Here is a 19822-nt window from a genome sequence, read left to right as displayed (position 1 = left end):
CGCGCTCGTGGGCGTCACGCTCGCCGCAGGCGTCATCACCTGGGCCTTCTCCCCCATCAAGTTCCAGGCCGACATGGGCATCCTGCTGACCTTCATGTTCGTCTGGAACATGGTCGGCGCCCTCGTGCTCATCCCGGCGCTGTCGCACTTCCTGTTGAACGACAGGCATTTCAGGCGTGCGGCGACGACCGGGCCCTCAGGCGCTGACCGCTTTCTCGCCGTCGCGGAACGAGGTGGGTGACACGCCCTGCCAGCGCTTGAACGCGCGCGTGAAGTTGCTCGTGTCGCTGAAGCCCAGCAGGAAGGTGATCTCGGTGATAGACAGCGAGGACTGCTGGACGTAGCCGGAGGCCAGTTCCTTGCGGGTCGTGTCCAGCAGGTCGTGGAAGCTGGTGCCGCGCTCCGACAGCTTGAACTGCAGCGTGGTCGGGCTGATCGCCAGGGCGCTGGCCACCTTGTCGCGGGTGCAACTGCCGTTGGGCAGGAACTCGATGATCTTCTGCCGCACGCGGGTCACGACGTCGTCCTTCTCGAGGCGGGCCAGGTAGGTGTTGGACAGGTTGTCATTGAGCTGCGCCAGTTCGGCACAGGCGCCGATCAGCGGGTTCAGAAGGTCGGAGCGGGGTAGCACCAGCATCGGGTCCGAGTGCCCGAAGCTCACGGGCGCGCGGAAGAGCGCTTCGTACGGCGCGATGTCTTCGCGCGGTGCCGCATGCGACATCACCACACGCAGCGGATTGAACTCGGGCTTGTAGAGCTGCCGCATCGCGAGCACGACGAAGCCGAGGAAGGCGTCCTCCGTTTCGGCGGACACGTCGACCAGCAGCCGGATGCGGAGTTCGAGCTCGTCCTTCGTCTCGACCACCTTGATCTCGCAGGTCTGGGAGGCGAGCCTGAAATAGCGTTCGAGCCGCTGGCAGAACTCCAGCAGGTTGGCACTGGCCGCGAGCGCATAGCCCAGCGCATGCAGGTTCGAGATGTGGATGAAGCGCGCCACCGTCAATCCGAAGTACGGATTGCCGGTGACGTCCGTGCAGGCGCGAAAGAGCCGGGTGAGGGTGCTGACGGGCAGCCGGCTCATCGGATCGTTCGTCATCGTCAACGGAATGCCGACCGCCTTGAGGACACGGGCGCTGTCGACCCCGCTGGCCTGGAGTGCCTTGGAGATCGCCAGCACGTAGCCGCCGATCGTGGTGGGTTCTTGCAGTGGCGGGCCGGGCGCGCGCAGGGGAACGTTCATGCCCCGATGGTCGCCGCGAGCGGCTCTTTTGACAATGCCGTTTGCCCGGGTTTCGCTGCCCGCAGGGACCACCGATTTGACGTCAAAGACCGGCGCCACGGACTGCCCGTTCCTAGACTGGACCTCCAGCATCGCAGCAAGAAAACCGGAGACATCGGATGACACAGGATTCCCGCGACGACGCCGACAAGGCGATCGATCCGCCCCCGGGCACAACGCCCGATTCACCCCAGCCGCAGCACCTTCCGCTCGCACCCACGCCGACCGCCAGCATGGCCGGCCGCACGCTGGCCCAGTCGACCCACCAGTGGCGCACCAAGGCGTCACCGGTGCGCGCCGATGCGCCCAACGTCCTGATCATCATGCTCGACGACGTCGGCTTCGCGCATGCCGACACGGTCGGCGGCGCAATCCACACGCCGACGCTCAGCCGCATCGCCGACACGGGCGTGCGCTACAACGCCTTCCACACTACCGCGATCTGCTCGGCCACCCGCGCATCGCTGCTGACCGGCCGCAACCACCACCGGGTCGAGTCCGGCACGATCACCGAATTCGCGAGCGACTTCGACGGCTATACCGGCGAGATCCCGAAGAGCGCGGCCACGATCCCCGAGGTGCTCAAGCACCACGGCTACAGCACGGCGGCCTTCGGCAAGTGGCACAACACACCGGCACTCCAGACTTCGGCCGCCGGGCCCTTCGACCGCTGGCCCACCGGCTGCGGCTTCGATCACTTCTACGGCTTCATCGCCGCGGAAACCTCGCAGTACCAGCCGAGCCTCTATCGCAACACCACGCCGATCGAGGCGCCGAACGATCCGGCCTACCACCTCAGCGAAGACCTGGCCGCACAGGCCCAGGGGTGGCTGCGCGAGCAGCACGCACTGACGCCCGACAAGCCTTTCTTCATGTACTGGGCGCCAGGGGCGGTCCATGGTCCGCACCAGGTCTTCAGCGAATGGTCCGACAAGTACAAGGGCAAGTTCGACGCCGGCTGGGACGCCTACCGCGAGCAGGCCTTCAGGCGGCAGGTCGAGATGGGCTGGATCCCGGCGGACAGCCAGTTGACCCCGCGACCCGACACGCTGGCCGCATGGGAGAGCCTGCCCGAGAACGAACGCAAGTACCAGGCGCGGCTGATGGAGGTCTACGCGGGCTTCCTGGAGCACGCCGACGTGCAGGCCGGCAAGGTCATCGATGAACTCGAACGCCTGGGCCTGCGCGACAACACGCTGATCTTCTACGTGCTGTCCGACAACGGCGCCTCGGCCGAAGGAGCGGGCGGCACGATCAACGAGATCCTGTCGATCAGCGGCGTGCCCATCCCGTTCGCGCAGCAGATGAAGATCCTCGAAGAGGAGTACGGCGGCCTGCAGGCAATGGGCGGACCGAAGATCGCGAACATGTACCACGCCGGCTGGGCGTGGGCCGGGGAGAGCCCGTTCCAGGGCACCAAGCTCGTCGCGGGCTACTTCGGCGGCACGCGCGTTCCGATGATGGTGTCGTGGCCCAGGCGCATCGCGGCCGACGCGGCGGTTCGCGGGCAGTTCCACCATGTCAACGACATCGCGCCGACGATCTACGAGCTCATCGGCATCGCGCCGCCCGCCACGGTCAACGGCGTCGCGCAGGATCCGCTGGACGGACTCAGCCTGGCCTACAGCTTCACGGATGCATCGGCACCGACGCGCAAGGCGCAGCAGTACTTCGAGATCTTCGGCAGCCGCGGCATCTACGCCGATGGCTGGATGGCATCGGTCTTCGGCCCGCGCCTGCCGTGGCTCTCGGCCACCGCCGCGGCCTATGCGAACTGGAATCCCGACGAGGACGTCTGGAAGCTCTACAAGCTCGGCAGCGACTACTCGCAGTCGACGGACGTCGCGGGGCAGCATCCCGAGAAGCTGGCCGAACTGCAACGCAAGTTCGACGAAGAGGCGCGTGCGAACCACGTCTATCCGATCGGCGCCGGCCTCGGCCCGCTGCTGAATCCCGCCGCTCGCATCGGCACGACGCAGACCGAATGGCACTTCAACGGGAGCGTCACGCGACTGCCCGAATTCTGCGCACCCAACCTGCGCGCGCGCAGCCACAAGGTGTCGATCGAGGTGGACGTGCCTGCGATGGGCGAGGGCGTGCTGTACGCGCTCGGCGGCGTGGCCGGCGGCCTCGTGCTCTACATGGACGCGGGGCACCTGCACTACGAATACAACAGCCTGAGCGTCATGCGCACCAAGCTTCGGAGCGCCGGCCGCATCGAGGCCGGACCGCATCGCTTCGAGCTGCAGACGCTCGTCGCCGGTCCTGCACCCGGATCGCCCGCCACCTTCGTGATGCGCGTCGACGGCACCGAGGTGGCCCGCGGCACGGTCCCGTTCACCGCACCGCTGTGCTTCACCGCCAGCGAAACGCTGGACATCGGCACCAACCTCGGCTCGCCCGTCTCGCTGGACTACTACGACCGCGCGCCGTTCCGATTCAACGGTCGCATCGGCGACGTGCACATCGTCTACACGCCATGACAAGAAGACCAGGAACTCTCAACCCGGCGCAGGCCGACCCGCAGAGCGCGGACTACATCGTCATCGGCGGCGGCTCCGCCGGCTGCGTGCTCGCGGCCCGGCTCAGCGAGGACCCGGACGTAACGGTGTGCCTGCTCGAAGCGGGCGCAGCGGACACCAGCGCGCTGATCCAGTGCCCGTCCGGCCTGCCGATCCTTCTGCCGTACCCGATCTTCAACTGGGCATTCAAGACGCTGCCCAACAAGGGCCTGAACGGCCGCATCGGCTACCAGCCGCGCGGCAAAGCACTGGGCGGATCGAGCTCGATCAACGGGATGATGTACATCCGCGGCGACCGCAGCGACTACGACCGCTGGGCCGCGGCCGGCAACATCGGCTGGAGCTACGCCGACGTGCTCCCGTACTTCAGGAAGTCCGAGAACAACGAGTTCTGGGGCGATTCCGAATACCACGGCGCGGGCGGTCCGCTGAACGTGGCCGACGTGATGGAGCCGAGCATGTACGCTCGCGCCTTCGTCGAGGCCGCCGTTCAGGCGGGGCATGCGCGCAATCCTGACTTCAACGGCGAGCGCCTGGCCGGCGTCGGCCTGACCCAGCTCACGCAGAAGAACGGCGAGCGCTGCAGCGCGGCGAAGGGCTTCCTGACGCCGAACCTGGCGCGCCCGAACCTGCGCGTCATCACAAAGGCGCGAACCACGCGCATCGTGATGGAAGACAAGCGCGCGGTGGGCGTCGAATACCGCGACGCCGACGGCGCGGTGAAGCGCGTGTCGGCGCAGCGCGAGGTCCTGCTCTGCGCGGGTGCGTTGCAATCGCCGCAGGTCCTGATGCTGTCGGGCATCGGCCCGGCCGCGACGCTGCGGCAACACGGCATCCCGGTCGTCCACGACGCGCCGGGCGTCGGACAGAACCTGCAGGACCACATCGACGTGGTGCACAGCTACGAAGCCGGTGTCTCCCGCGGTCTCATCGGGCTCTCGTTCAGCAGCGCCTGGACCGTGCTCAAGGGCCTCTTCCACTGGCGTCGCTACCGGCGCGGCGTGCTGACCTCCAACTTCGCCGAGGGCAACGGCTTCATGAAGACGCGGCCCGAAGAGACCGTGCCCGACCTCCAGACTGTCTTCGTCGTCGCCAAGATCATGGACCACGGTCGCAAGATCCTGTTCGGCAACGGCTACTCGCTGCACGCGTGCATGCTGCGTCCCAAGTCGCGCGGCAGCGTGTCGCTCGCGAGTGCCGATCCGATGGCGGCGCCGTTGATCGACACCAACTTCCTGTCCGAGCAGAGCGATGTCGATTGCCTCGTGCGCGGCTTCAAGCGCCTGCGCGAAATCACGCGCCAGCCCGCACTGGCCCGCTTCGGCGGCAGGGAGTCGAAGAACTCGGCCTGGGCGCAGACCGATGCGCAGATCGAGAAGTTCGTCCGCCGTCACGCCGACTGCGCCTACCACCCCGTGGGCACCTGCCGCATGGGCGACGGGCCGAACGACGTGGTCGATGCGCAGCTGCGCGTGAAGGGCGTCGAGGCGCTTCGCGTGGTCGACGCGTCGGTCATGCCGGACCTCGTGTCGGGCAACACCAATGCGCCGACCATCATGATTGCCGAGAAGGCAGCCGACATGATCAAGGCCGCGGCACGCCGCGCGCATGTCGGCTCGGCGACGGCCCCGGATGTGCCGGCGAGCGCCACGCGGCCCGTAGCTGTAGCGGAGGCATCGTGAGCACGAACGACACCGTCGAAGGACTGAACGCCACGCTCGCGAAGCAGCGCCAGGCTTTCCTGGCAGCGCCATCCCCCGGGCTCGACCAGCGCATCCGCGATCTCAAGGCGTTGCGCCTCGCGCTGCAGCGCTACCAGGACCCGCTCTCCCGCGCGATGAGCGACGACTTCGGCCGCCGCTCGGCGTTCGAATGCAAGATGCTGGACGTGCTGGGGCCTGCGGTCCAGATCGACCACGCGCTGTCGCACCTGAAGCGCTGGATGAAGCCCCAGCGCCGCAGCGTGGACTGGATGTTCCTCACCAACCGCGCCAAGGTCGTGTACCAGCCGAAGGGCATCGTCGGCGTGATCGCCGCGTGGAACTTCCCGGTGATCGAATCCATCGGCCCGCTCGTGACGGCGCTGGCCGCGGGCAACCGCGTGATGATCAAGATGTCGGAGTTCTCGCCGCGCTGCACCGCGGTCCTGCGCCGCATGCTGGCGGAGGTCTTTCCGGAAGAGCAGGTCGCGATCTTCGGCGGCGGCGTCGAGATCGGGCAGGCTTTCGCGGGCCTGCCGCTCGACCACATCGTCTTCACCGGCTCGCCGGAAATCGGCCGGCACATCATGCGCGCCGCATCGGCGAACCTGACGCCGGTCACGCTGGAGCTCGGCGGCAAGTCCCCGGCGATCGTCGGTCGCTCGGCCTCGATGGCAACGGCCGCGCGGTCGATCGCGCACGGCAAGGCCTTCAACAGCGGACAGGCCTGCGTGGCACCCGACTACGTGCTGGTGCCGGGCGAGCGCATCGACGAATTCGTCGCTGCCACTGCGCGTGCCTTCGCACGCATGTACCCCGATCCGGTCGCGGACCCGAACTACACCAGCATGGCCTCTGACCGGCATGCGGACCGTACGCGCGAACTGCTGGCCGATGCCGTGGCCAAGGGCGCGAAGGTGACTTCCTGCGGCACGGGCGATGGCGCACGCATCATTCCGCTGCAGATCGTGACCGGCGTGACGCCTGCCATGCGCATCATGCAGGAGGAGCTCTTCAACCCAATCCTGCCGGTGCTGGCCTGCGATTCGATGGACCAGGCTGTCTCGTTCGTCGCATCGCGACCGCGTCCGCTGGCGCTCTACTACTTCGGCACGGAGCCCCCCGAACTGCGGCGCTTGACGCGCGACGTGCATGCCGGCGGCATGACGGTCAACGACTGGGCCTGGCACGTCTTCCAGTGCGACCTGCCTTTCGGCGGCACCGGCAATTCGGGCATCGGAAGCTGGCGCGGTCCGGAGGGATTCCGGTCGCTGTCGCATGCGAAGGCTGTCTTCGCGGTGCATCGCTTCTTTCCCATCCAGCTGTTCCATCCGCCGTACGGGTCGTGGGTCCAGCGGCTGACGCTGAAGCTCTTCCTTGGCCGAGGCCAGCACAGTTCGACATCCGCCGAGGCCACGCCGAGTACGGGGAGTGCGACGACATGATCGCGGCAGACATCCATGCGGCGCCCTCCGGCGACGAGGCGACACGGTCGGCCGGCGCCTATGCGTGGACCGTGTTCGCGCTGACCTTCGGGCTGATGCTCTCGGACTACCTCTCGCGCCAGGTCATCGGTGCCGTGTTCCCGTTCCTGAAATCGGACTGGGGCGTGTCGGACTCCCAACTCGGTGCGCTGGTCAGCATCGTCTCGGTGGTGGTCGGCGTGCTGACCCTGCCGATGTCCATGGTCGCCGACCGCTGGGGCCGGGTGAAGAGCATCACGCTGATGGCCTTCGTGTGGTGCCTGGCGACCATCGCCTGCGGACTGGCCACCAGCTACACGCAACTGCTGGTCGCACGCGCCATGGTCGGCGTGGGCGAGGCCGCCTACGCGGCCGCGGGCGCAGCGCTGCTGGCGCATACCTTCCCGATCGGCAGGCGCGCCGCGATCCAGGGCGCATTCCAGTCGGCGGGGTTGTTCGGCTCGGTCCTGGGCGTGGTGATCGGCGGGGCCGTCGCAAGCCAGTTCGGCTGGCGCACCGCGTTTTTCGTGGTCGGCGCGCCGGGCCTGCTGTTGGCGCTGCTGTATCCCTTCGTCGTGCGCGACTACCAGCCGCCGAAGCTCGTGGCAGGCGATCGCGGCAGTGCGGCGCTCCCGCTGGGCCAATTGGTGCGGCAGGTGTTCGTCTCCCGCTCCGGCAACCTCACCTTCCTCGCATTCGGCCTGCAGATGGCCATCCCGTCCATCCTGATCGCGTGGATGCCGACCTTCCTGGTTCGCTCCTATGCGTTCGATCCGCGCAAGGCGGCGCTCATGGCAGCGGTGGTGGTGCTGGCTGCTGGCATCGGCGTGCTTTTCGGCGGCGGCATCGCGGATCGGCTGAGCAAAGGTCGCCCCCGGTACCGGGCCATCGTCCCCGCCGCCTACACGCTGATCTGCGGCGTGATGCTGGCAGCGGGCTTCGCGTTGCCGCCGGGTCCGCTCGCGCTGGGGCTGATCCTGGCGGGCGCCGTGTTCGCCGTGGCGCACGGCGGCTGTGCGGTGGCCATCGTCATGGACGTCACGCACCCGGCCGTGCGTGCCACCGTGACCGCCACCGCGGTGCTGGGCGCGAGCCTGCTCGGGCTGGCGCCCGGGCCCTTCGTGGTGGGCCTGATCTCCGACATGAGCGACCTGAAGACGGCACTCACGGTCGCGCCGCTGGTGTCGCTGGTCGCGGCGGGGCTCTTCCTTCTCGCCTCGCGCACCTACGAACGCGATGCCGCCAGGTTCAGCCGCGTGGCGGCGCCCGACCCCTCTTCGTCGGTGCCTCGCGCGTCGATGAAGACGGCGACCCCCTAGCGTCGCAACGCCTGCCTGCCCGGTCGGCATGTTCGACCGGACCGGCGAAACCTCTGCAATGACCTGTCGCCGAAGGGTGCGACTTCTAGCATCCCTTCATCGACTTCAGGACCACTTCGCCGTGCGTCCCGACCCCCGCCGAAAGCGGACCCAAGAGAGACATCATGAAAGACGACATCCTGCTCATCGAAGCGCTCGGCCCCGTTGCGCGCATCACGCTGAACCGCCCCAGGGCCATGAACGCCCTGAACCTGGCGACCCTCGCCGAACTGGAGCGCGGTCTTGCCGACATCGCGCGCAACGACGAAATCCGCGTGCTGGTGATCACCGGCAACGGTCCCGCCTTCTGCGCCGGCGCCGACCTCAAGGAAGTGCTGGCCGGTGCGAATCTCGCGCCCGGTGAAGCCGACTTCCTCGATCGCGCCAACGTCGTGTTCGGCGCCCTGCGTGCCTTTCCCAAGCCCGTCATTGCAGCGCTCAACGGCGTGACGATGGCCGGCGGGCTCGAACTGGCCATGTGCGCCGATATCGTCGTGGCCGGCGAGAGCGCCAGCATCGCCGACGCGCACGCCAACTTCGGCGTCTTCCCGGGTGCGGGCGGCGCCGCCATCCTTCCGCGGCTGATCCCGCTGAACATGGCGATGTACCTGCTGATGACCGGCAAGGCGCTCTCGGCCGCGGAGATGAAGGCTTGCGGCCTGGTGTGCGAGGTTCATCCCGACGCGAGCCTCGCCGAAGCCACGCTCACGCTGGCCCGCCACATCGCGCAGAAGAGCCCGATCGCCCTGCGCCGCATGAAGCAGGTGGCGCGTGCAGCGGCAGACAAGACAGGCGCCGATGCGCTCCTGCACGAGCAGGTGATGCTGCGCCAGCACATGCGAACCGCCGACTTCCACGAAGGCCTCACCGCCTTCGCCGAGAAGCGCGCACCGAATTTCCCGGGCCGCTGAGCTGCCCGATCACACGAGGACTCAAGCAATGAACGATATCTACGTGGTTGGCGTGGGCATGACGCCCTTTGGCCGCCTTCTGGACCGCACGGTCTACGACATGGTCGAAGAGGCCGTGCTGCTGGCCCTGACCGACGCGGGCTGCGTCATCGAGGACATCGGCTCGGCCTTCTACGCCACGCTGACCAACGGCCAGTTCCAGGGGCAGACCGCCATCCCCGGGCCTATCGCGATGCGTCGGCTGGGGCTGGAGGGAGTGCCCGTGTTCAGCGTCGAGAACGCCTGCGCCTCGGGCTCGTCGGCATTCAACCTGGCGACGATGGCCTTGCGCTCGGGCAGCTGCGACATCGCGCTGGCCGTGGGCGCCGAGAAGATGAACATCGCCGACAAGGCCAAGATGTTCAGCGCCTTCGACGGCGGCTGGGACGTGTCGACCGCGGACCAGAACAAGGCGACATTGATGGCGATGGGGCACCGCGTGGTGCCGCCGCCCGGCACCATGTCCGAGAAGCCCTACAGCGTCTTCATGGACGTGTACGCCGCGTTCTGCCGCCAGCACATGCAGACCTATGGCACCACGCAGCGGCAGATCGCCGCCGTCGCGGCCAAGAATCACCAGCACTCGGTGCACAACCCGCTCGCGCAGTACCGCGAGCCCTGCAGCATCGAGCAGGTGCTGGCGGCGCCGCCGATCACCTATCCGCTGACGCTGCCGATGTGCTCGCCCATCAGCGACGGCGCCGCGGCAGTCATCCTCTGCAACGCCGAAGGCCTGAAGCGCCTGAAGGGTGCAGGCGGCCGCGCGGTGCGCGTGCTGGCCAGCGTCGTGCAGACCGGCAGCACGCGCGGCATCGACGAGCCGCACAAGATCGTGGCCCACCTCGGCGCGAAGAAGGCCTACGAGCAGGCCGGCGTGTCGCCCGGCGATGTCGACGTGGCCGAGGTGCATGACGCCACCGCCATGGGCGAGATCCTGAACGCGGAGTCGCTGATGCTGGTCGGATTCGGCGAAGGCGGCCCGGCTGCCGAACGCGGCGACTTCATGGTCGGCGGGCGCATCCCGATCAACCCGTCGGGCGGCCTGGAATCCAAGGGCCATCCGATCGGCGCCACCGGCCTCGGCCAGTTGCATGAACTGGTCACGCAGTTGCGCGGCGAGGCCGGCAAGCGCCAGGTCGACGGTGCCCGCATCGCGATCCAGGAAAACGGCGGCGGCCTCTACGGCATCGAGGAAGCCGTCGTGGCGATCACGATCCTGGCCCGGCAGTAACTCACAGAACAGATACGGAGCAATCAATGGGACATGTCATCAGAACCGAAGAGCAACAGGCAGCCATCGACGGCCTGAAGCGCTTTCTCGACGCCGAGATCGAACCGATCTTCAGCAAGGAATACCGCGACAAGTTCGTGCCGAAGGAGCAGATGCGCACGATCATGCGCGAGCTCTCCCGCTTCGGCCTGATCTCGGGCACGGTCGACGAAGCCCACGGCGGCATGGGCCTCGACTGGCTCACGATGATCATGCTGTTCGAGGAAGTCGCCACCACCTCGGCCGACCTGTCGGTGCCGGTGCTGATCAATTCGTTCGGCGCCTACATGCTCCAGCAGCTGGCTCCCGCGCACCTGCGCGAGCGCTACCTGCCGGGCCTGGTCAGCGGTGAACTGTTCTGCAGCATCGGCATCTCGGAGCCGGATGTCGGCTCCAACGTGCTCGAGATCAAGACGCGTGCGCGCCGCGATGGCGACCACTTCGTCCTCAATGGCGAGAAGACCTGGATCAGCAACGGCTCGTACTCCGACTTCCTGATCTGCACCTGCCGCACCGGCGATGATCCGCGCCGCGGCCTCACGCACTTCCTGCTCGACCGCAAGGAGCATCCGTACGAGGTCCGCGACATCCACAAGATCGCGTGGAACAGCCAGTCGACCGCGCAGATCTTCCTGAACGACGTGCGCGTGCCGGCGAGCAACATGATCGGCAACGAAGGCGAGGCACTGAAGAACACGCTGTCGATGTTCGAGCGCTCGCGCGTGTTCGTCGCGGCGCAGGGCCTGGGCATCGGCCGGCGCGCGCTCGAGGAATCGGTGCGCTACGCCACGGAGCGCAAGCAGCACGGCAAGGTCATCGCGGGCCATCAACTGATCGCCGCGATGCTGGCCGAGATGGCGACCCAGGTCGATGCATCGCGCCTGCTGGTCTACCGCGCCGCTTCGATGATCGAGGCCGGCGTGCCCGCGGAGATGGAAGCCGCGATGGCCAAGTACTTCGCCTGCGAAGCCGCAGTGACGATCGCCCGCCAGGCCGTGCAGATCCACGGCGGCAACGGCGTGACCCGGGAATTCCTGGTCGAGAAGCTGGCCCGCGAGGCCATCGTCGCGCCGATTCCCGAAGGCACCACGCAGATCCAGCAACTCCTCATTGCGCGCGCGCTCACCGGCGTCAACGCGTTCTAAGCCTCCCACAGGACACACGTCATGCGAATCAAGGACAAAGTCATCGTCATCACCGGCGGTGCATCGGGCCTCGGCCTGGCAACGGCCAGCTACATGGTCAAGGAAAAGGGCGCGAAAGTCGCGATCTTCGACGTGAACCTCGATGCCGGCCAGTCGGCCGTGGCGGACCTCGGCGCCGACAGCGCGATGTTCGTGCAGACCGACGTCAGCGACGAGACCTCCGTGCAAAGGGCCGTCGATGCCGTGATGGACCGCTTCGGCGCCATCCACGTCTGCATCAACGGCGCGGCCATTCCGACCGGCTTCAAGGTGCTGGGCAAGGACGGCAAGGCGGCACCGCTGGCCCGCTTCGCGCAGACCACCGCGGTCAACATCAACGGCGTCTTCAACGTGATGTCGAAGTGCGCCGAGCAGATGGCGAAGAACGAGGCGGAAGTCGGCGAGGAGCGCGGCGTCGTCATCAATGTGTCCTCGGGTGCCGCCTACGAAGGCCAGATCGGCCAGGCCGCCTATGCCGCGTCCAAGGCCGCCATCATCGGCATGAACATGCCGGCCGCCCGCGAGCTGGGCGCCATCGGCGTGCGCGTCAACGCCATCGCCCCCGGACTCTTCCTGACCACGATGGTCGCCGGCCTCGACGAAAAGGTGCTCGCGTCGCTCAAGGAGCAGATGGAAGCGCCCCGACGCCTGGGCGACATGCGCGAGTTCGCGCATTGCTGCGCGTTCATCGTCGAGAACGCCTACGTCAACGCCGAAACGATCCGCCTGGACGGCGCGGCACGCCTGCGTTCGAAGTAGGGCGTCGCCTCGACGGCGGCAGGCCCATCAATCCATAACGAGAGACATACACCATGAGAATCGCTGACTACTTCGACGGCGCCGCTGCGCAGTACCCTGACAACCTGGCCTTCGTCGATGGCGAGATGCGTATGGACTTTGCGCAGGCGCAGAAGACCTCGCATGCCATCGCGAACGCGCTCAGCCGCGAGAAGCAGGCCGGCGCCGGTCCGCACGTGGCGATCTACAGCCCCAACGACTACCGCGTCACGCTGCTGCACCTGGGCATCAACCTCGCGGACATGGCGTGGCTGTCGGTGCACATCAAGAACGCCGTCGAGACCAACGCGGAAGTGCTGGACTACTTCGATGCCGACATCGTCTTCTTCCACAGCCACTTCGAAAGCAGCGTGCCGCTGCTGAAAGCCAGGTTGTCGAAGGCCAGGCTCTACATCTGCATCGACCGTGCCTCCGAGCATGGCCGCTCGATGGACGAATGGATGGCGGATTGCTGGCATTCGTTCCGCAACGAACAGGAAGATCCCGAGACGGTGGCCTTCCTCCAGCCCACCGGCGGCACCACCGGCCCGTCGAAGGGCGCGGTGCACACGCATCGCACGCTCGAGATGATGGGCCTCGCGGTGTCGATGGAGTTCGAAGTGAATGCCGAGTCGCGGCACCTGGTGATCGCGCCCCTGACGCATGCCGCCGGGTTGATCGTGCTCGGGTTGGCCGTCCGTGGCTGCGCGACCATCATCCTGCCCGGATTCGACGCCGAGGCCGTTCTGGGCCTGATCGAGAAGGAGCGGGTGACGCATCTCTTCCTGCCGCCCACCGCGGTCTATGCGCTGATGGCCCACCCCAGGACGAAGACGACGGACTTCTCCTCGCTGAAGTGCTTCATCGTGGGTGCGGCACCGATTGCGCCGGAGAAGTTCAAGGAGGCCGTGCGCGTGTTCGGCCCGGTCATGTACGAAGGCTTCGGCCAGACCGAGACGCTGATCCCGATCCTCGTGAAGCGTCCCTCGGACTACCTCCTCGGCGACGGCAGCTTCGATGAAGACGCGGTGCGCGCGGCGGGCAAGCCGGTCCGTGTCGTGCGCGTCGGCATCATGGACGCGGAAGGCAAGCTCCTGCCTGCCGGCGAGCGCGGGGAGATCGTGGTGCGTTCGTCGATGACCATGCAGGGCTACTACAAGAAACCCGAGGACACCGCGGCCGCCTCCACCTTCGGCTGGCACCACACGAGCGATGTGGGTGTCATCGACGAGCGTGGCTTCGTCACCATCGTCGACCGCATGAAGGACATGATCGTCTCCGGCGGCTTCAACATCTTCCCGGTCGAGATCGAGAAGCTGATCCAGGGCCACCCGGCGGTGCTCGACTGCATCGTCGTCGGCGTGCCGGACGAGAAGTGGGGCGAGGCGGTCAAGGCGGTCGTGCAGCTCAAGCCCGAGCAGACGCTCGACGAGGCCGAACTGATCGCCCTCTGCAAGGACCAACTGGGCAGCGTCAAGGCGCCGAAGACGGTGGAGTTCTGGGACACGCTGCCGCGCAGCGCGGTCGGCAAGCTGCTGAAGAAGGACGTCCGGGCGAAATACTGGGGTGACCAGTGGCGGGCGGTCTGATGGGGGATTGCGCCGCGAGACCTGTCGCGGCGGTCGATCCGGCCGAGGTGGTCGATGAGGCCATGCGAGGGCGCCGATCGGTTCGTGCCTTCGCGTCGACACCGGTCTCGCAGCAGACGGTGGCCGAGATCCTCGACGTCGCGGCGTCCGCGCCCAGCGGCACCAACACCCAGCCATGGCACGTCATCGCGCTGGCGGGCGCCCCCAGGGATGCGCTCTGCGAGCGCGTGCTGCACGCCTTCCACCACGAGCCGGGCCAGCACGCGCCCGAGTACGACATCTATCCACCCGAGTTCGTGGAACCCTACCTCGGCCGGCGTCGAAGGAACGGCTTCGAGCTCTATGCCTTGCTCGGCATCGCCAAGGGCGACAAGGCCGCGATGCAGCGACAGCACGCACGCAATTTCACCTTCTTCGACGCGCCGGTCGGGCTCATCTTCACGGTCGACAGGCGAATGGCCCGCAGCAGCTGGGTCGACTACGGCATGTTCATGCAGAACATCATGCTGGCGGCTCGCGCGCGCGGCCTCGACACCTGTCCCCAGATGGCGTGGGCCATGTATCCCCGCATCCTCGGCGACGTCCTGGAACTGCCGGAGCACCACATGGTGGTATGCGGCATGGCGCTCGGCCACGCCGACACGGCCGCGGTGGAGAACCGCCTGCGTGCCGAGCGCGAGCCGATGGAAAGCTTCAGCCGGTTCTTCGGCTTCTAGGCGACGCCGGTCACGGCCGGTTGGCTGCCGAGATCACGATCTCGACGCGACGGTTCTTCGCCTTGCCCTGCGGCGTGGCGTTGCTCGCCACCGGGCGCGCATCGCCGAAGCCCTGGGCCGAGATCGAGTTCTGCGGCACGCCCTTCGAGGTGAGGTAGCGCGCGACGCTGTCCGCCCGTGCCGACGAAAGCTCCAGGTTGGACGGGAAGCGGGCCCGCAATGCCGGCCCGATCGGCTCGTTGTCGGTGAAGCCCTGGACGATGATCTGCTGGCCCGGCAGGTTCGACAGCGTCGGCGCGATCTTGCCCAGCGTCTCTTCGCCCTTCGGGCTGAGCGTCCAGCCGCCTTCGGGGAAGAGGATCTCGTTGACCATCGTCACCTTGAGTTCGTTCTGCATCTGGGTGATCTGCGCCTGGTCGGCGCTCAATTCACCCGAGAGCTTCTGGTTGAGCGCTGCGTAGGTGTTGGCCTTGCTGACTTCGGTGTTGTAGGTCTTGTCCGTTACGCAACCCGCGGCCATCAGGGCGGCGCAGAGCACCAGGCTGAGCTTGATTGATTTCATGCTTTTTCTCCACTTGGTTGAACAAACACGATGCGACCCCCGGAGGGGCCTCGACCGGCCCTGTCCTATGCCCGGGCACCCGGTATCCGCATCGGATCTTTACGCGATCTGCGGCCCTTGAGAATGGGGTCCTGGGGCAAAGCCGTTGCCCTAAAGGGCAAGTGGACTTGCGGGAGCGTTGCGTGGATCATGCAAAGTCCGACACTTGCGGCGCGATCGAACGATGGGCAGTCAGACAGCGGAGGCTTCACGGGGCGATCCTTGCGCAGGGCGCACGGCCGCACCGAATCGGGGCAGACGCTGGCATGGGTGGCTTGTCGCCATTTGTTGCGTTCTGGTCGCCCCGGCGGCGGCCGCCGCCGACGCCCGGAACGTGCTGGTGCTCTATTCCAATGGCCGCCTCGTGCCGGCCAACGTCGACGTCGAGCGCGGGTTGAGGGGCGCGATCCTCGATACCGCCGACCGGCCGGTGGAGATCTTCACCGAGTTCCTCGACTACCCCGAATTCGCCGGCGAAGACTACGACGACACCATTGCGACCTACCTGCAGCGCAAATACGCGGGAAGGCCGCCCGATGTCGTCATCGCCGTGGCAAGGCAATCGCTCGACTTCGTTCTGCGCCACCGCGCGCACCTTTTCCCCGGGGCTCCCGTCGTCCACACGGCCGCGTTCAGGGCGTATCCCGATCCGTTCCCCACACTCCCCGCCGATGTGATCGGCGTGCCGGTCGAGTACGACCCTGCCGGCACGGTCGAGCAGGCGTTGCGCTGGCATCCAAAGGCGCACCACCTTCTGGTCGTGACCGGCGCGGTCCCGCGCGACCGCGAATGGGAGGTGGTGCTGCGCGACGCCTTCGCCCGTTTCGAAGGCCGGGTGGCGATCGAGTACCTGGCAGGGGCGTCGACCGACAAGATCCAGGAGCGCCTTCGCGGACTCGACGAAGACTGGATCGTGTTCACGCCCGGCTTCTACCAGGGCAGCGACACGCTCAAGTACACGGCGCGCGAATCGGTCGAGATGATCGCCAAGGCGTCCAGGGCCCCTGTCTACGGAACCTACAGCACCTTCATCGGCACCGGGGCCGTGGGCGGTCGCGTCCCGAGCTTCGAGGCCACGGGCCGGCAGGCGGGGCAGATCGTCAACAGCCTGCTCGACGGCGTGTCGCCCGCTGCGCTGCACCTGCCCAAGGCCATGCCCAACGAGTTGAATGTCGACCTGCGGCAGACGCGCCGATGGGGCATCGCCGACAAGGACATACCTTCGGACGCGGTGGTGCAGTTCAGGCAGCCCACGTTCTGGGAGGCGTACCGGTCGGTCGCCCTCGTTGGCGGCACGATCATCCTGCTGCAGGCCGGGCTCATCGCCTCACTCCTGATCGAGCACCACCGTCGCCGCAAAGCCGAGACGGCGCTGGTGCAGCGCGGCAGCGAACTCGCGCACGCCTCGCGCCTGGCGATGGCCGGCGAACTGACGGCTTCGATCGCGCATGAGATCAATCAGCCGCTGGCGGCCATCCTGACCAATGCCGATACCGCTGAACTGATCCTCCAGTCCGGCACGGATCGGCGCGAGGACCTGCGCATGATCCTGAGCGACATCCGGCGCGACGACCTGCGCGCCAGCGATGTCATTCGCCGCCTGCGCACGCTCCTGTCCAACAAGGAGATCGAACGCCAGGCCTTCGATCTCGGCGGGGTCGTGAGCGATGCGTGCGGCATCCTCCAGGCCGAAGCGCGGCGCAGGGAGGTGAATCTCGTGGTGCGGGATTCCGCGGCGTCGGGCCGCGTCTTCGGCGACCCGGTCCAGATCCAGCAAGTGCTCATCAACCTCGTGCTCAATGCAATGGATGCTGTCGCCGGACTGCCCGGGGACCGGCGCACGGTCACCGTGTCGGTCGAGTCGCGGGCCGGGGGACTGGCCATGACCGTGCGCGACCGGGGCCCGGGCATCGCGCCCGAACATCTTCCCAGGCTCTTCGATTCGTTCTTCAGCACCAAGCGCCGCGGCATGGGGCTAGGGCTGTCGATCGCCCGGACCATCGTCGAAGCGCACAAGGGCGGCATCCGCGTGGAGAGCGATCCCGACCACGGCACCGTCTTCACCGTCTCGTTGCCCGTGCACGATGAGAGCAGCATTCCGACCACCGCCCCTGCATGACCACTTCACCGCTCATTCATGTCGTCGATGACGACGAGTCGCTGCGCATCGCGTTGCTGCGCCTGCTCGAAGCGGCGGGCTTCGAGGCGCGCGGGTATGCGTCGGCTGGCGAGTTCCTCCTGCATCGACCGCCCGATCGTCCGAGTTGCCTCTTGCTCGATGTGCGCATGCCCGGTCCTTCGGGCCTCGACCTTCAGGGCGCGCTGGAGGAAAGCGGCATCGCGCTGCCGATCGTCTTCCTGACAGGGCATGCGGACGTGCCTTCCACCGTGCAGGCCCTGAAGGGCGGGGCGGTGGACTTCCTGGAAAAGCCGATCCAGCGCGATGCCCTGCTTGCGGCACTCGGGCGCGCACTCGAGCGCGATGCGGCGCGGCGGGCTGTGAGCGCCGAGGCCGCGCGTCTGCGCGCCCTGTTCGCCACGCTCTCGACGCGCGAGCGCGAGGTCTTCGACCGCATCGTCGCAGGCAAGCTCAACAAGCAGATCGCCGACGAACTCGGCATCAGCGAACGCACGATCAAGACGCAGCGCGCGCAGTTGATGGTCAAGCTCGGCGTGGACTCGGCGGCCGAACTCGGCGCCCTGGCCGAAAGGCTGAGCCGCAGCGCTCCCTGATGCAGGAACCGAGTGCCGGCTGCCCTTTCGGGCAGTCAAACTGCCCCTTTCCCGGATGGTCGTCCATCGGGTCCAAGGCGACGATCGTGAAGGCGCCTCGCGCCGACGCTCGCCGCACCGAAGGAACTCGATGACACCGCTCTTCCGCCGAACCTTGCCCAGCGCCTGCATCGCAGCGGCGCTGGTCCTTCTCGCGTCAGGCTGCGCGACGCCCGGATCGGGCAACGCCGGCATCACCGCCTCGGACCACCTCGCCAAGGTCTCCAACGTCGGCTTCCTGTCGGAGCCCGACAAGCTGAAGGCCCAGCCCGCGAACGGCGGCTTCCTGTGCTGGCGGCAGGCCGGCGTCAACTGGAGAAGCTACGACAAAGTGATGTTCGAGCGTATCCAGGTCTACGTCACGCCGGCCACGGAACAGAGCCCGATCGACCCCAGCGATCTCAAGGCGCTGGTCGACTACTTCCACAGTGCGATGGTCAAGAGCCTGGCGCCCGACGTGCAGGTCGTCAACGCGGCCGGCCCGGGCGTGCTGCGGGTCCGGCTTGCATTGACCTCGCTGGTGCCGACGAACACGCTGGCGAGCATGGCCGGCACGGCGGTGCCCTATGGCTTCGTTGCCGAGATGGGCTCCGGGGCAGCGACCGGCCGCCCCGCCGGCTCGACGCCCTACCTGGGCAGGACCGGCCTCGAGGCACAGTTCCGCGACGGTGCGTCGGGCGCGGTGCTGGCCGAGTGCGCGGACACCCAGATCGGGCTCAAGTACGCGGCCGACCTCGACAAGGGGGCCACCACCGCCGCGGAGGCCTGGATGAACGGCTACGTGAGTTCCTTCACAAGTTGGAGCTACGCGCAGGACGCCTTCAACAAATGGTCGGCCGCCTTCGCCCGGCGATTTGCCGAACTGCGCGCCCAATCACCGCAATGAAAGCGTTGTCCACCGCCTTCTGCAGCCTCGCCGCCGCGACGGGCTGCCTGTCCGCGGCGGCGCAGACGAATATGCCTGCCGCCAACGAGTGGCAGTTCGAATTCGTTCCCTATCTCTGGCTGGCGGGCATCCGCTCGGATCTCAAGCTGGGGCCGTTTCCCGGGAATACGGTGTCGGTCAGTTCCAAGAGCATCCTGGAGGCGCTTGACTTCGGCGCCATGGGGACGCTCGAAGCCCGCAAGGGCCCATGGGGCGGATGGCTCGACGTGCAATACGTGAAGCTCGGCGTGTCGAACCAGTTGGCCGGCGGCCTGCTGGGCGGCTACAACGTCAAGTTCGACCAGACCATCGCGACGCTGGCCGGCTTCTACCGCGTGGTCGACGGCCCGGTGGCGGTCGACGTGCTTGGCGGCGTGCGCTATGTCGACGCCAAGACCACCGTCGACATTGCGCCCAGCCTGCGCGGCCTCGGTGCGCAGCTCGGGGAGAAGGCCGGCTCGACCGACGGCATCGTCGGCGTGCGCACGATCGTGCCGCTCGGCGACAAGTGGTCGCTGCTGGGCTATCTGGACGTCGGGGAGGGCGGCTCGAGCTCGAGCTGGCAGGCGATCGCCGGCGCCAGCTACCAATATTCCCCGACCACCTCCTTCAAGCTCGGCTATCGTTACCTGGCGTACAAGCGCGACGATGGGCTGCTCAACAAGGTGGCCATGGGCGGCCTCTACTTCGGCGCCGGATTCAAGTTCTGAACGAAA

The 19822-nt window shown here is 67.3% G+C and carries 17 protein-coding genes; 15 read left to right on the top strand and 2 right to left on the bottom strand.

From position 1 onward, the window contains the following. Positions 1 to 241: hypothetical protein (locus tag ACSFBL_RS32665; protein WP_435519975.1), on the top strand; the 241-nt coding region annotated here is incomplete at its 5' end. Here ACSFBL_RS32665 and ACSFBL_RS32660 read toward each other — a convergent pair. Further along, positions 197 to 1240: an AraC family transcriptional regulator gene (locus tag ACSFBL_RS32660; protein ID WP_435519974.1), complete on the bottom strand. Its 1044-nt coding sequence runs from the start codon at positions 1238 to 1240 to the stop codon at positions 197 to 199. The two genes, ACSFBL_RS32665 and ACSFBL_RS32660, sit on opposite strands and share 45 nt — an antisense overlap. Before the next feature lie 158 nt (positions 1241 to 1398). Between ACSFBL_RS32660 and ACSFBL_RS32655 the strand changes: the two genes are divergently transcribed. The 10 genes from ACSFBL_RS32655 (at position 1399) to ACSFBL_RS32610 (ending at position 14808) form a co-directional block, all read left to right on the top strand. After that, on the top strand, positions 1399 to 3762 hold the full coding sequence (locus ACSFBL_RS32655; RefSeq protein ID WP_435519973.1) for an arylsulfatase: 2364 nt from the start codon (positions 1399 to 1401) through the stop codon (positions 3760 to 3762). Then, on the top strand, positions 3759 to 5483 hold the full coding sequence (locus tag ACSFBL_RS32650; protein ID WP_435519972.1) for a GMC family oxidoreductase: 1725 nt from the start codon (positions 3759 to 3761) through the stop codon (positions 5481 to 5483). The genes ACSFBL_RS32655 and ACSFBL_RS32650 overlap by 4 nt, the downstream gene beginning before the upstream one ends. Continuing rightward, positions 5480 to 6946 (top strand): coniferyl aldehyde dehydrogenase, encoded by a 1467-nt coding sequence (locus tag ACSFBL_RS32645; protein WP_435519971.1) that lies wholly within the window; start codon positions 5480 to 5482, stop codon positions 6944 to 6946. The genes ACSFBL_RS32650 and ACSFBL_RS32645 overlap by 4 nt, the downstream gene beginning before the upstream one ends. Beyond that, positions 6943 to 8283, top strand: coding sequence for an MFS transporter (locus ACSFBL_RS32640; RefSeq protein WP_435519970.1), 1341 nt, complete (start codon positions 6943 to 6945; stop codon positions 8281 to 8283). Before ACSFBL_RS32645 ends, ACSFBL_RS32640 begins: the two co-directional genes overlap by 4 nt. A 164-nt stretch (positions 8284 to 8447) precedes the next feature. Continuing rightward, a complete protein-coding gene (locus ACSFBL_RS32635; protein WP_435519969.1) occupies positions 8448 to 9233 on the top strand; it encodes an enoyl-CoA hydratase/isomerase family protein in 786 nt (261 codons plus the stop codon). Positions 9234 to 9261: 28 nt separating this feature from the next. After that, positions 9262 to 10503, top strand: coding sequence for a thiolase family protein (locus tag ACSFBL_RS32630; protein ID WP_435519968.1), 1242 nt, complete (start codon positions 9262 to 9264; stop codon positions 10501 to 10503). A 26-nt stretch (positions 10504 to 10529) separates the two neighbouring features. Continuing rightward, positions 10530 to 11687, top strand: a complete 1158-nt coding sequence (locus tag ACSFBL_RS32625) for an acyl-CoA dehydrogenase family protein (RefSeq protein ID WP_435519967.1) — start codon at positions 10530 to 10532, stop codon at positions 11685 to 11687. 21 nt (positions 11688 to 11708) lie between these two features. Beyond that, positions 11709 to 12485: an SDR family NAD(P)-dependent oxidoreductase gene (locus ACSFBL_RS32620; RefSeq protein ID WP_435519966.1), complete on the top strand. Its 777-nt coding sequence runs from the start codon at positions 11709 to 11711 to the stop codon at positions 12483 to 12485. A 53-nt stretch (positions 12486 to 12538) separates the two neighbouring features. Further along, complete coding sequence (locus tag ACSFBL_RS32615; protein WP_435519965.1) at positions 12539 to 14092, top strand: class I adenylate-forming enzyme family protein; 1554 nt, start codon at positions 12539 to 12541, stop codon at positions 14090 to 14092. Further along, the gene (locus ACSFBL_RS32610) at positions 14092 to 14808 is read left to right on the top strand and encodes a nitroreductase (RefSeq protein WP_435519964.1); all 717 of its coding nucleotides are present in this window, start codon (positions 14092 to 14094) and stop codon (positions 14806 to 14808) included. Before ACSFBL_RS32615 ends, ACSFBL_RS32610 begins: the two co-directional genes overlap by 1 nt. Before the next feature lie 10 nt (positions 14809 to 14818). Here ACSFBL_RS32610 and ACSFBL_RS32605 read toward each other — a convergent pair whose 3' ends face one another. Then, positions 14819 to 15370 (bottom strand): OmpA/MotB family protein, encoded by a 552-nt coding sequence (locus ACSFBL_RS32605; protein ID WP_435519963.1) that lies wholly within the window; start codon positions 15368 to 15370, stop codon positions 14819 to 14821. Positions 15371 to 15749: 379 nt separating this feature from the next. On the opposite strand from ACSFBL_RS32605, the gene ACSFBL_RS32600 reads away from it, so the two are divergent. The 4 genes from ACSFBL_RS32600 (at position 15750) to ACSFBL_RS32585 (ending at position 19816) form a co-directional block, all read left to right on the top strand. After that, the gene (locus ACSFBL_RS32600) at positions 15750 to 17528 is read left to right on the top strand and encodes a sensor histidine kinase (RefSeq protein ID WP_435519962.1); all 1779 of its coding nucleotides are present in this window, start codon (positions 15750 to 15752) and stop codon (positions 17526 to 17528) included. Continuing rightward, on the top strand, positions 17525 to 18142 hold the full coding sequence (locus ACSFBL_RS32595; RefSeq protein ID WP_435519961.1) for a response regulator transcription factor: 618 nt from the start codon (positions 17525 to 17527) through the stop codon (positions 18140 to 18142). The genes ACSFBL_RS32600 and ACSFBL_RS32595 overlap by 4 nt, the downstream gene beginning before the upstream one ends. A 130-nt stretch (positions 18143 to 18272) precedes the next feature. Continuing rightward, positions 18273 to 19067 carry a DUF3313 domain-containing protein gene (locus ACSFBL_RS32590; RefSeq protein ID WP_435519960.1) on the top strand — a complete coding sequence of 265 codons (795 nt, stop codon included), beginning with the start codon at positions 18273 to 18275 and terminating at the stop codon, positions 19065 to 19067. Further along, positions 19064 to 19816: a YfaZ family protein gene (locus ACSFBL_RS32585; protein ID WP_435519959.1), complete on the top strand. Its 753-nt coding sequence runs from the start codon at positions 19064 to 19066 to the stop codon at positions 19814 to 19816. Before ACSFBL_RS32590 ends, ACSFBL_RS32585 begins: the two co-directional genes overlap by 4 nt. Positions 19817 to 19822: the final 6 nt, after the last annotated feature.

This window comes from Variovorax glacialis, from assembly GCF_051216375.1.
Classification (GTDB): domain Bacteria; phylum Pseudomonadota; class Gammaproteobacteria; order Burkholderiales; family Burkholderiaceae_C; genus Variovorax.
Note: the sequence above shows the minus strand (reverse complement) of the source record. Positions and strands in the feature narration are given on the sequence as shown.

Bases quoted from the DNA above. Each gene is read 5' to 3' on its own strand.
- ACSFBL_RS32660 (WP_435519974.1), bottom strand. From the start codon at position 1,240: ATGAACGTTCCCCTGCGCGCGCCCGGCCCGCCACTGCAAGAACCCACC.
- ACSFBL_RS32635 (WP_435519969.1), top strand. From the start codon at position 8,448: ATGAAAGACGACATCCTGCTCATCGAAGCGCTCGGCCCCGTTGCGCGC.
- ACSFBL_RS32585 (WP_435519959.1), top strand. From the start codon at position 19,064: ATGAAAGCGTTGTCCACCGCCTTCTGCAGCCTCGCCGCCGCGACGGGC.
- ACSFBL_RS32625 (WP_435519967.1), top strand. From the start codon at position 10,530: ATGGGACATGTCATCAGAACCGAAGAGCAACAGGCAGCCATCGACGGC.
- ACSFBL_RS32595 (WP_435519961.1), top strand. From the start codon at position 17,525: ATGACCACTTCACCGCTCATTCATGTCGTCGATGACGACGAGTCGCTG.
- ACSFBL_RS32610 (WP_435519964.1), top strand. From the start codon at position 14,092: ATGGGGGATTGCGCCGCGAGACCTGTCGCGGCGGTCGATCCGGCCGAG.
- ACSFBL_RS32650 (WP_435519972.1), top strand. From the start codon at position 3,759: ATGACAAGAAGACCAGGAACTCTCAACCCGGCGCAGGCCGACCCGCAG.
- ACSFBL_RS32590 (WP_435519960.1), top strand. From the start codon at position 18,273: ATGACACCGCTCTTCCGCCGAACCTTGCCCAGCGCCTGCATCGCAGCG.
- ACSFBL_RS32630 (WP_435519968.1), top strand. From the start codon at position 9,262: ATGAACGATATCTACGTGGTTGGCGTGGGCATGACGCCCTTTGGCCGC.
- ACSFBL_RS32620 (WP_435519966.1), top strand. From the start codon at position 11,709: ATGCGAATCAAGGACAAAGTCATCGTCATCACCGGCGGTGCATCGGGC.
- ACSFBL_RS32655 (WP_435519973.1), top strand. From the start codon at position 1,399: ATGACACAGGATTCCCGCGACGACGCCGACAAGGCGATCGATCCGCCC.
- ACSFBL_RS32615 (WP_435519965.1), top strand. From the start codon at position 12,539: ATGAGAATCGCTGACTACTTCGACGGCGCCGCTGCGCAGTACCCTGAC.
- ACSFBL_RS32640 (WP_435519970.1), top strand. From the start codon at position 6,943: ATGATCGCGGCAGACATCCATGCGGCGCCCTCCGGCGACGAGGCGACA.
- ACSFBL_RS32605 (WP_435519963.1), bottom strand. From the start codon at position 15,370: ATGAAATCAATCAAGCTCAGCCTGGTGCTCTGCGCCGCCCTGATGGCC.